General features: G+C 76.1%; 7 protein-coding genes. 6 read left to right on the forward strand and 1 reads right to left on the reverse strand.

Annotated features, from left to right (window positions below; translation table 11 throughout):
• Positions 1 to 18: 18 nt before the first annotated feature.
• On the forward strand, positions 19 to 1,437 hold the full coding sequence (locus DV701_RS12100; RefSeq protein WP_162803002.1) for a hypothetical protein: 1,419 nt from the start codon (positions 19 to 21) through the stop codon (positions 1,435 to 1,437).
• Positions 1,438 to 1,471: 34 nt separating this feature from the next.
• Here the strand turns inward: DV701_RS12100 and DV701_RS12105 are convergent, their stop codons facing one another.
• Positions 1,472 to 3,010: a CCA tRNA nucleotidyltransferase gene (locus DV701_RS12105; RefSeq protein ID WP_228255002.1), complete on the reverse strand. Its 1,539-nt coding sequence runs from the start codon at positions 3,008 to 3,010 to the stop codon at positions 1,472 to 1,474.
• A gap of 78 nt (positions 3,011 to 3,088) precedes the next feature.
• On the opposite strand from DV701_RS12105, the gene DV701_RS12110 reads away from it, so the two are divergent.
• The 5 genes from DV701_RS12110 (at position 3,089) to DV701_RS12130 (ending at position 11,707) form a co-directional block, all read left to right on the forward strand.
• The gene (locus DV701_RS12110) at positions 3,089 to 3,571 is read left to right on the forward strand and encodes an NUDIX hydrolase (protein WP_114928586.1); all 483 of its coding nucleotides are present in this window, start codon (positions 3,089 to 3,091) and stop codon (positions 3,569 to 3,571) included.
• Positions 3,572 to 3,578: 7 nt separating this feature from the next.
• Positions 3,579 to 6,158, forward strand: a complete 2,580-nt coding sequence (locus DV701_RS12115; protein ID WP_228255003.1) for a DUF6049 family protein — start codon at positions 3,579 to 3,581, stop codon at positions 6,156 to 6,158.
• Positions 6,155 to 10,093, forward strand: coding sequence for a lipid II flippase MurJ (locus DV701_RS12120; RefSeq protein ID WP_114928588.1), 3,939 nt, complete (start codon positions 6,155 to 6,157; stop codon positions 10,091 to 10,093). Before DV701_RS12115 ends, DV701_RS12120 begins: the two co-directional genes overlap by 4 nt.
• A gap of 20 nt (positions 10,094 to 10,113) precedes the next feature.
• Positions 10,114 to 10,668 (forward strand): RNA polymerase sigma factor SigM, encoded by a 555-nt coding sequence (gene sigM / locus DV701_RS12125; protein WP_114928589.1) that lies wholly within the window; start codon positions 10,114 to 10,116, stop codon positions 10,666 to 10,668.
• Positions 10,669 to 10,813: 145 nt separating this feature from the next.
• Positions 10,814 to 11,707, forward strand: coding sequence for a hypothetical protein (locus tag DV701_RS12130; protein WP_114928590.1), 894 nt, complete (start codon positions 10,814 to 10,816; stop codon positions 11,705 to 11,707).
• Positions 11,708 to 11,727: the final 20 nt, after the last annotated feature.

The following is an 11,727-nucleotide window of genomic DNA, read 5'->3' on the forward strand; positions in this document are numbered from 1 at the left end:
GACCTACCCTTGGTCCCCATGAGGGTCACCCGGGAGCGGACGCGCCGCGACGTGCCCTACCGCGTGCCCTCGTGGACCGACCCTGTCGTCGCCCGCGCCACGGCCGTCGTCGGCGGGCCGCTGGGCCGCTACGCGGTGGTCGGGGCGCGCGGGCTGAGCGGCGTGGCCGCCGCGCTGACCGTGCTCGGCACCGTGATGCTGGCGCTCGGCGTCTGGCAGAAGGGCCACTGCCTGACGAAGGGCTGGAGCACGCCCGACCAGTTCTGGCGGGCCTGCTACTCCGACCTGCCGGTGGTGCACGTCAGCTCGCCGCTGGCCGCGCGCCACCTGCCCTGGAGCGGCGAGATCCCCTCCGACCAGGCGCCGCTGTCCGGCCTGGTCATGTGGGTGCTGGCCCGGGTCTCCCCCTCGGCCGGTGAGGGCCTGGCCGCCCAGGACTGGGTGTTCGGCCTCTGGGCGGTGGCCTGCGTGCTGCTGCTCGCCGCGGCCACCCTGGCCGCGGTCGCGATGCTGCCCCGCCGCCCGTGGCACGCCGCTCACCTGGCGGTCAGCCCCGTCCTGGTCACCCTGGCGCTCGTCTCCACCGACCTGCTGGGCGTGGCCCTGACCCTCCTGGGTCTGTGGGCCTGGCGGCGCGGCCACGGATGGGCCGGCGGGGCGCTGCTGGGCCTGGCGCTGCTCGTGCGGCCCTTCCCGCTGGTCTGGATCGCCGCGATCGTCCTGCTCGCCCGGCGCCGTGCAGCGCTCGAGGTGCGGCCGCAGCGGGACGGCACGCCGGGAGCCACCCGGGACACCGCCGCCCGCACCGAGCTGCTGCGCGCCGGTCAGGTCGTCGTCGGAGCCGTCCTGGCGGCGCTCGCGCTGGTCGTCCCGCTCCAGCTGCTCGAACCGCGCTCGCTCACGGGGGCGGTGCAGTGGTGGGGCCAGGAGGCGGGCTACGGCGCCCTGCAGATGGTGCCCCGGCTCTTCGGCACCCCGCTGCTGCCGGTCACGACCACGGTGATCGCCGTCGCCGGGTGGCTGGTCGCGCTGGGTGTGGGCGTCTGGCTGGTGGGCCGGCCGGGCCGACGCCCGGGCGTGGTCCAGCTGGCCGCAGCGATGACCGCGGTGGTCGCGCTCACCGCGCCCTCGCTGTCGGTCCAGTCGGGGCTGTGGGTGCTGCCGCTGCTGGCCCTGTCGTCCCGGGCGTGGTGGGAGCACCTGCTGTGGGCCAGCGTGGAGACCGTCCACTTCCTGGCGACCTGGCTGCACATCGCCTTCGCCAGCGACCCGGGCCGGGGGCTGCCGCCGGAGACCTACGGCATGCTCGTCGTGCTGCGCGCCGCCGCGTGGGCGTGGGTCCTGTGGCGCGTGGCGGAGGAGCCCGGAGGGGCGCCCGACCGGCAGGCTCTCACCCCGGCCACCGACGAACCGGCGCGGAGTCCGAGCACCGCCTGAGCCGGTCTTCCCGGCCGTCGTCCCAGGGACCTGGTCAGTCCGTCGCGGAGGCCTGCGACTCGGGCTGCCGGGCCCACCACCGCAGCAGCTCCCGGCGCGCACCGTCCTCGCCGAGCGGACCCTGGTCGAGCCGGACCGCGAGCAGATGCTTGTAGGCGCGTCCGAGAAGCGGGCCGGGCGGGATCCCGAGGACCTCGCCGATCTGGTTGCCGTCGAGCTCCGGGCGTACCGCGCGCAGCTCCTCCTCGGTCCGCAGCCGTTCGATCCGCTCCTCGAGGTGGTCGTAGGTGGCCGCCAGGCGGGCGGCCTTGCGGCGGTTGCGGGTGGTGCTGTCCGAGCGGGTCAGCTTGTGCAGCCGCCCCAGCAGGGGCCCGGCGTCGGTGACGTAGCGGCGCACCGCCGAGTCGGTCCACTCCCCGGAGCCGTAGCCGTGGAAGCGCAGGTGCAGCTCGACCAGCCGCGACACCGCCCTGACGGTCTCCTTGTCGAAGCGCAGGGCCTTGAGGCGGGAGCGGGTCATCCGGGCGCCCACCAGCTCGTGGTGGTGGAAGCTGACCCCGCCGCCGGGCTCGAAGCGCCGGGTGGCGGGCTTGCCGATGTCGTGCAGCAGCGCGGCCAGGCGCAGGACCAGGTCCGGGCCGGGGACGCGGTCCTCCTCGGACGGGTCCTGCTCCGCGGGGGCCTGCGCACGGGTGTCCCCCGCGCCGGCGTCGTCCGGCAGGGGCGGGTCCTCCAGCGCGATCGCCTGGTCGAGCACCGTGAGGCTGTGCTCGTAGACGTCCTTGTGCCGGTGGTGCTCGTCCACCTCGAGGCGCAGCGCGGGCAGCTCGGGCAGCACCTGGTCGGCCAGGCCGGTGTCGACCATGACCTCCAGGCCGGCGCGGGGGTCGGCGCCCAGCACGAGCTTGACCAGCTCCTCACGCACCCGCTCGGCGGAGACGATCGCCAGGCGCGACGCCATACCCGTCATCGCCGCGAGGACCTCGGGCGCCGGGACCAGGCCCAGCTGGGCGGCGAACCGGGCGGCACGCATCATCCGCAGCGGGTCGTCGCTGAAGGACACCTCCGGGGTATGCGGTGTGCGCAGCGCCCGGCGGGCCAGGTCGCCCAGTCCGTCGTGCGGGTCGGTGAAGGTCAGGTCGGGCAGGCGCAGCGCCATCGCGTTGACCGTGAAGTCGCGGCGGACGAGGTCGTCCTCGAGGTTGTCGCCGAAGGCCACGACCGGCTTGCGGGAGTCCTCGTCGTAGGCGTCGGCGCGGTAGGTGGTGATCTCCAGCGTCCGGTCGCCACGGCGGGCGCCGATCGTGCCGAAGTCGCGGCCGACGTCCCACGTCGTGTCCGCCCAGCCGGCGAGCACCTGCTCGATCTCGTCGGGACGCGCAGAGGTGGTGAAGTCGAGGTCGGGCGAGGGCCGGCCGAGGAAGGCGTCGCGCACGGGACCGCCGACGAGGGCGAGCTCGTGCCCGGCGGCGGTGAACAGCTCGCCGACCTCGGTGAGCAGCGGCAGGGTCGGGCGCAGATGCTGCAGCGCACGCAGCAGCAGGGCCGCGTCGGCCGTGGGGGGAGTGGACATCGGGTCCATGGTAGAGGGGACTCGCGGGGCGGGCGTTCATCTGTGGGCGTCCCGCGCACCACTGGTTACAGTGTGGGGATGACCACCGCCTCGCACCGCCAGCCGTCGGTCAGACGGCTGCCGTCGGTGAGCGAGACCTCCGCGGGCGGGGTCGTGATCGACGTGCACGAGGGGCGGGCGCGGATCGCGATCATCGCGCGGCGCAACCGGTCCGGACGGGTGGAGTGGTGCCTGCCCAAGGGTCACGTCGAGCCGGGCGAGACCCTCGTGGAGACGGCCGAGCGCGAGGTCGCCGAGGAGACGGGGATCGAGGGGCGGGTGCTCATCACGCTCGGCACGATCGAGTACTGGTTCACCACCCCCTCCCACCGGATCCACAAGATGGTCTACCACTACCTGCTCGAGGCGGTCGGCGGCTGCCTGACCGTGGACAACGACCCGGACCAGGAGGCCATCGACGCGATCTGGGTGCCGCTGGACGAGGTGCACCGCAAGCTGACCTTCCCCAACGAGCGCCGCATCGCACGGGAGGCGTGGACGCGCCTGACCCGGAGCGCCTGACGACGTCGTGAGCGCCCCTGCCCGCCGAGCAGCGTGGGCGGCTCGCCCGAGGGCGGCCGCGACGCTCGTCGCCATCCTGACAGCGGTGACGACCGCCCTGGTGACGCCCGTGACGGCCGTCGCGGCGACCAGCACCGGCACGGCGCTCGCGACGACTCCCTCCGCGCACGCCCCACCCGACCAGGACGAGGTGGCCGTGGAGATCCGGGTGGTGCTCGACGAGGTGGATCCCACGGTCGCGAGGGTGGGTGAACCGGTCGCGCTGCGCGGGCGGCTCGTCAACGACGGCACCGTCAGGCAGCGGCTCGGCACGGTGCAGGTCCGGGCCTCCTGGACCCCGCTGGGGTCGCGGGCGGAGGTCGCGGACTGGGTCGGCGGGGGCGAGGGCCGGGAGGCCGGGTGGGTCCTGGCCGAGGACGCGGTGGGCCCGGTGCTCGCCCCGGGACAGACCGTGCCCTTCCGCGCCCAGATCCCCGCGGGGGCCATGACGGGGCTGCCCGAGGACCTGACCGCGCTGGCGGTCGAGGTCCGGGCGAGGGACGAGGACGGCGGGGGCGTGGCCCGGCTGCGGACCGTGCTCCCGGTCGCCCGGGCCGAGGCGGTCCCGACCCCGCTCGAGCACGCCTGGGTGGTCCCGCTGACGCTGCCGGCCGAGCCCGCGCTCGCGAGCACCGACGACACGGAGCGGCAGGAGGCCTGGCACGCCGCCGTGGGGCCCGGGTCGGCGGTGCGCACCTGGCTGGACGTCCTCGACCTGCCGGAGGTGAGCTGGGTGGTCGACCCCGCCCTGCTCGTGCAGCTCGACCCCGCCCCGGGCCTGACGCCGGCCCCCGAGGAGCAGGCCCCGCAGGACCAGTCGCCCTCGGACGCCACCGGGTCGGCGACGCCGACCGGGGAGGACGCGCAGGGGACGGCGCCCGCGACGGCGACGCCCGCCGGAACGGCGACGTCCACCGGTCCGGCGACCTCCACCGGTCCGGCGACGTCCACCGGCGGCCAGGGCGACGGGACCGGCGAGGGCGACCAGGCCGGCGACGTCCCCGACGCGGCCACGACGGCCGCGACCGCACCGCCTCCCCGCCGCTCCCCCGCCGACCAGGGCCTGGACGTGGGAGGCGGCCTCGGCACCGCCGGGGACGGCGCGCGGACCCCCACCGTGGTGACGCGGGACGTGGTCGAGGACGAGCTCGACGTGATCAGGGACCGTCTCGAGCGGGTCCCGGCGCAGCGGCTGTGGTGGCTGCCGAACGCGGACCCGGACGTCGCCGCGCTCCTCGAGCTCGGGGTGAGCGCACCGACCGCCCGGGCGGCGATGCGACTGCCGCTGGCCGCGCACCACGAGCGGGTCGAGAAGCTGCTGGACCGCGGCCGCCACGACGTGGCCTGGCCCGCGCTGGCGGCCCCCTCCGTCGACGACATGACCGGGCTGGACCGGCTGTGGGCCGGACGGCCGCGCGGCCCGGGCGGCGTCTCGGTCGTCGTGCTGCCCCTCGAGTCGCTCACCGGCGGGTCCCGCCAACCGGTCGGCACGGCCGCGGCCCCGGTGCTGGGCGTGCCGGACCTCACCGGCCTGGGCGTCGACTCCAGGGCGGCCGGCCTGCTCGCGACCGCCGGCGACACGGCGCTGGCCGAGGGGATCGGCGCGGCGGTCCAGCAGCTCCTCGCGGACAACCTCGCCGCCTACCTCCAGCAGCCCGACGCCCCCCGGTCGCTGGTCTACGGCCCCCGGCGGGGCACCGAGGTGCCGCACGAGGTGCTCGCGGCGCTGTCCGAAGGGCTCCGGGAGGCGCCGTGGACGGCCGCGGTAGGAGCCGACGAGCTGCTCGCGGAGGCCGGGCGGATCCCTCCCGTCGAGCTCACCGGGTCGCCCCCCGACCCGGAGGTGCTCGGTGGTCTCGCCGAGGCCGTCCTGCCGCAGCGCCCGGCGCTGGACGCCGGCCGGGTGCGCGACCTGGTCCGTGTGGACCGGCAGCTCCAGGGCCTGCGCCAGGTGTTCTCCGACGCGCCGAGCCTGGAGTCGTGGCCCCCCGTGCTCGCGCAGCTCTGGTCGACCCGGTGGCGCGGGGAACCGGCGGCCTGGCCGACCACCCTGCGCACCCTGCGCGGGCTGAGCGACGACGCGGCCGAGGGCGTCCACGTCAACCCCAGCACCGTCAACTTCCTCTCCGACAGCGGCATCATGCAGGTCACCGTGGTCAACGACCTGCCGGTGGACGTGGAGGACGTGCGGGTCCGGGTGGTCCCGGACAGGAGCCTGCTGCGCATCGTGGAGCAGCCCGGGCCGATCTCGATCGGCGCGGGCAGCCGCGCCACCGTCTCCTTCACCGCGCAGGCCGTGACGCGCGGGGAGACGACCGTCACCGCGCAGCTGACCGCCCCCAACGGGACACGGCTGGGCGACGACGCCAGGGTCACCGTGCGGGTGCGTCCGACCGGCGTCTGGATCTACTGGGTCCTGGGGTCCGCCGCCGGCCTGGTCCTCGTCCTGGGGCTGGTCCGCGCCCTGCGCCCCCGGGCGGGCGCGACCGCGCCCACCGGCCACGACGACCCGGGCCAGGCGCAGGGCCCCGAGGGAGGAGCGCGATGAGCGGCTCGCAGGACAGCTCGGCGTCACGGGACGGCGCGGCCTCGCAGGGCAGCGCAGCCTCCCTGGCCCGGTCCAGCCTGGTGATGGCCGGCGGCACGCTGGTCTCCCGCGTGCTCGGGCTGCTGCGCGTGTCCCTGCTCACCGCCGCGATCGGCCTGACCACTCCCGCGGCCAACGTCTGGCAGGCGGCGAACTCGCTGCCCAACACCATCTACGTGCTGCTGGCGGCCGGCGTCCTCAACGTCGTCCTGCTCCCGCAGATCACCCGGGCGCTGCTGCGCGGCGAGCAGGGCAAGGACTACACCGACCGGCTGCTGACGCTGGCGCTGAGCGTGCTCGTCGTCGGGACGGTCGTCTTCGTGGCGGCGGCCCCGTTCGTCACCAAGCTCTACAACCTGGAGTGGCCCTGGGGCGGTCCGGAGCTGAGCCTGGCGATCCTGTTCGCCTACCTGTGCATCCCGCAGATCCTCTTCTACGGGCTGCACACCCTGATGGGCCAGGTCCTCGCCGCGCACCACCGGTTCGCGGCGTTCATGTGGTCCCCGGCCCTCGCCAACGTGGTGGCGCTGAGCGGCATCGTCGTCTTCATGCGCCGCTACCCCGGCGCGGCCGTGCCGCCCACGCAGGGCGGCATCCCGCTGGACGCGTGGACGCCCGGCATGATCTGGCTGCTGGCCGGCTCGGCGACCCTGGGCATCCTGCTCCAGGCGGTCGTGCTGGTCCCGGCCGTGCGCAGCACGGGCTTCACCTGGCGCTTCCGGTGGGGCTTCCGGGGCGTGGGCCTGGGCTCGGCCTCGCGGATGGCCGGCTGGTCGCTGGCGGACGTGGGCCTGAGCCAGCTGGGCATGCTGTTCGTCTACAACGTGCTGGCCTGGGTCGCGGTCGCCGCGCCCACCGCCCCGGCCAAGGCGGCCTACGACAACGCCTTCCTCATCTACATCCTCCCGCACTCCCTGATCGCGCTGTCGCTGCTGACCGCGATCTACCCGGTGCTGTCCAAGGCCGCCGCGCGCGACGCGCTGGACGAGATGGCCCAGCACACGGCGCGGGGCATGCGGCTGCTGGTGACCTCGATGGTGCCGCTCGCCCTGGCGATGATCGTGCTCGCCCCCTACGTGGTGCGCGTGATCTTCCCCGAGAACGCCGACCCGCGGGACATGGCGCCGATCCTCACCGTGCTCACCGTCGGACTGGTGCCCTACGGGGTCTACCTGCTCTGCGCCCGCGTCTTCTACTCCTTCGAGGACGCCCGCACCCCGCTGAACTTCCAGATGGCGATCACCGGCGTGCTCCTCGTCGTCCTGCTCCTCGCCCGCCTCACCTCCCCGGCGACCGCGGCGGTGCTGGTCGGGGCGGGTCAGGCGCTGGGTCAGACGACCGCGGCCGTCCTGGGGGTGCGCGCCGTGCGCCGGCGCCTGCCCGGCGTCGACCTGCACGGCGTGCTCCGCACCGGCCTGCGCGCGGTGGCCGCGGCCGCCGCGGCCGCGGTCCCCACCTGGCTGCTCATGCGGGTGCTCGTGCCCAGGGAGCTGGTGCGCACCGCGAGCATCGGCCTGCCCGAGTGGCTCCAGGTGGTCGTCCCGCTCGCGGCCTGCGGGATCCTCTTCCTGCTCGTGTATGCCGTGTGCGCCCACCTCCTCGGGGTCGCCGAGCTCGCCGAGGCCGCCGCCCCGCTGCTGCGGCGGGTGCCCGGCGGGCAGCGGCTGCTCGCGCGGAGCACGTCCGGCGAGGGTTCGGGGGAGGCGTCCGGCCGGGGCGACGACCACGCGGGCGGCGACCGCGGCGACCCCGGGGGCGGGCGGGCACCCCATACCGAGCCGTCGGTGCCCCCGGGCGACGACAGCGGGGTGCTCCCGCTCCTGCCGTGGCACGACATACCCTGGGAGGGATCCGGGGAGGCGGCCGACGAGGACCATCCCTCGAGCGCGTCCCGGGCAGCGGAGGGGTCCGCTGCGGGCACACTAGGGTGGGACCGGCCCGCGAGCAGCGGGGACGGCGGGAAGGACGAGGACATGGACAGGCTCGAGGTGGGCACCGTCCTGGGGGAGCGCTATGCCCTCGACGAGCTGCTGGCCCGACGCGACGGCGGGAGCCTGGAGTACTGGTCCGCCCGGGACGTCACGCTGGGCCGGCTGGTGGCGGTCACGGTGCTGCCCGCCACCGGCGAGTTCGAGGCGACCGCCCAGGCCGCCCTCGACGGCGCGCGCCGCGTCGCCTCCGTGGACGACCCGAGGCTGGTCCGGGTGCTCGACGTCGGCACCGAGGACGGTCTGAGCTGGGTCGTCGAGGAGGGTCTGAGCGAGGCCGAGTCGCTCGCCTCCCTCGTCGCCGAGGAGCCGCTGGCCGCCGAGGAGGTCCGCCGCATCGTCGGCGAGGCCGCGGCCGGCCTGGAGTCCGCCCGCCGCCGCGGCCTGCACCACCTCTACCTCAACCCGCACTCGGTGCTGCGCACCAGCGACGGCACGGTCAAGATCTCGGGGGTCGGGGTGGCCTCGGCGCTGGAGGGGACCGACGACGTCACCTCCGCGGAGGCCTCGATCATCGACACCGCCGACCTGGTGTCCCTGCTCTACACCGGCCTGACCGGCCGGTGGCCCGGGGAGGACCTGCCCGGGCTGCGCCCCGCGCGCCGCCTGGCCGACGGGTCGCTGCTCGCTCCCTCGGAGGTCGTCGGGGGCGTGCCCGGCGACCTGGACGCGCTGTGCCGGATGGTGCACGGCACGGACAGCGCGATGGGCGGCCTGCCCCGCACCCCCGGCGAGCTGGCCCGCCAGCTCGCGCCGTGGTCCTCGGAGATGGTCCGGGGCACCCGTCCCACCTCCTTCAGCGCCCCCTCCGAGCCCTCCGACCGGGGCGCCGCGCCGGCGTCGTCGACGGCCAGTGCGGTCGCGGCCGCGACCCACCCGACGGACACCGAGCACCTGCCCGCCGGCGAGGGCGACGACCCGGACGCGACCACCCGGGTGCCCCGGCCTCCCCGCGAGGACGGCGCCCTCGGGCGCCACGACCGCGCCACCCACGGATCCGCGCGCGGCGACGACCGCACCGGCGGCATCTTCGGGGTCGGCGCCGACGACCGGGCCGCCGACCCGCTCCCTGACGAGGCGCGCGGACGACCCTCCGCCGCCGAGCTCCTGGGGGTCCGCAGCACCGGGGAGCGGATCTCCCCGCGCACCGACCGCCCCGTCCGGCCCGCCCCGCAGGTCGCGGACCGCGGAGCCGGCCCGGACGCCTCCGGCCTGCGCGAGGAGCGCGGCACCGGCGCGCAGACCGCGGCCATCATGCTCGTGCTCGTCGGTCTGCTCGGCCTGGTCGCCGTCCTGGGGTGGAGCGCGCTGCGGGGTCTCGGGGACGACACCCCACCGGCGGGCGTTCCCACGACGGCCTCCGCCACCGACGGCACGCGGTCGACCGCAGGGGCGGGCGCGGCCGGCGAGGGCAAGGACGGGCCGACCGGTTCCGCAGATGCGCAGGACACCCCGACAGCGGCCGCGCCGGCCGCCGGCGGCGGCCTGCCGGTGCTCGGCATCGACTCCTTCGATCCGCAGGGCGACGGCGACGAGAACGCCGCCGACGCCCCTCTCGCCGTGGATGGCGACCCGGACACGGCCTGGAGCTCGCAGACCTACCTCTCCCCCGGCTGGGGCGGCCTGAAGACCGGCACCGGCCTCGTCCTCGACCTGGGCGAGGGTGCGCAGGTCAGCGAGGTCGAGGTGCAGCTCGGCGAGGGCGACGTGGGCGTGACGGCATACCTCGCCGACCAGCCGACGATCGCGGGCGCGACCGAGCTCGGCAGCGACGACGCCGCGAGCGGCACCTGGACGGTGACGCCGGACGAGCCGGCCACCGGGCGCTACCTCGTCGTGTGGTTCACCCGCGCGTGGACCTCCCCCGAGGGAGAGGTCGTCAGCGTGCGGGAGATCACCGTCAGGTGAGCACGACGGGTGCGCCAGCCGTGACGAGGGACCTGACCGAGCTCGACGACCACACGTTGATCAGGCTGCACGTGGAGGGCGACGCGGACGCCTTCGGGGAGATCTTCCGCCGGCACCGCGACCGGATGTGGGCGCTGGCGCTGCGCACCACCCGGGACCGGGAGATGGCCGCCGACGCGGTCCAGGACGCCTTCCTCAACGCCTTCCGCCGGGCCGCCTCCTTCCGCGGCGACGCCCAGCTGACCACCTGGCTGCACCGGATCACGGTCAACGCCTCGCTGGACCGGCTGCGTCGCGTCCGTCCGACCGCCGACATCGAGGACCACGAGCCGGTGGAGCCCCGCGACGGTCACCACGCGGTCGACGTGCGGCTCGACGTGCGGGCCGCCCTGGCCGAGCTCCCGGAGGCGCAACGGCTCGCGCTGACCCTGGTCGACCTGCACGGGCTGAGCGTCGCCGAGGCGGCCGCGGTGCTCGAGGTGGCCGAGGGGACGGTCAAGTCGCGCTGCTCGCGGGGCCGGGAGGCGATGGCCAGGATCCTGCGTCCCACGCAGGGGCCGGGGGCCGAGGTATGAGGTGCGCCACCCTGCGCGGGGGAACCCTGCGGGCCGCCCGGTCGTCGTACCGGTGTGCGCCGCATCCGGCGCACCGGGAGCAGGCCGCCCGCCGCGCGGGCCCGACCACCGCTCCTGCACACCGCCACCGCGAGGAGGTCCCTGCGTGACGCCCAGCGAGGGCCAGAACCCCCTGCGCAGCTCCGGGCCGGAGGAGGTCGACCCCACCGGCATCCGTGCTCTCCTGCGGACCCTGCCCGACCCCGGCCCGATGCCGGACCATCTCGTCGAGCGGATCACCGCCCGGCTGGCTGCCGAGCACGCCCAGCGCCTGCAGGACACCGGCTCCACGGACGGTGGCGGGCGCGGGCGTGTCGTGGAGCTGACCGGGCGGCGCTCCCCCCGGAGTCCCGGGCGCACCCTGGCCTACCTGGGAGCGGCGGCCGCCGGGCTGCTGGTGGCGACCGTCGCGGTCGGCGAACTGGGCGGGGGCGGCCTGCTGGGCGGGACCGCGGCCGAGCTGGACAGCGCCGCCCAGGTGAGCACCCGCTCCCGCGTCGCCGCCGACGCGGGCGCGGCCGACGCGGGCGGGGCCGACAGCGCCGGGAGCGACGAGGAGGCGATGGACGGGTCGGCCGGTGGTGCCGCTCAGGACCTCCTCGCCCAGGAAGAAGCCGGGAGCGCTGCCGACTCCGCGGGGGACGACGCGGCGGCGCCGAGCGTGGCCGCTGCGGACCTGCCGGTCGAGGTGCTCCCGCCGCTGGGAGAGGTCAGGGCCGGCGCCGTGCGCTCCGACGTGCTCGCCGCCCTGACCAGCGAGGACTTCTCCTCCTCCGGAGAAGGCACGCTGAGCGTCGCCGGTGCCCAGCGCTGCTGGCAGACCGGTGGCGACGGGCGGTCCTGGCCGGAGCGCCAGGCGGCCGAGGCCCTCTACGAGGGCGACCCGGTCGTGGTGCTGGTCGGCCGCGACGGGGACGCCGGTTCGGCCGTCCTGCTCCCGGCCTCCTGCGCCCAGGGTGCGAGCGTGGACGCGCTGGAGGTGCTCGCCTGGGGGCCGTGACCTGGCGCGGTCCCGGGAAC

The organism is Ornithinimicrobium avium (assembly GCF_003351765.1).
Classification (GTDB): domain Bacteria; phylum Actinomycetota; class Actinomycetes; order Actinomycetales; family Dermatophilaceae; genus Ornithinicoccus; species Ornithinicoccus avius.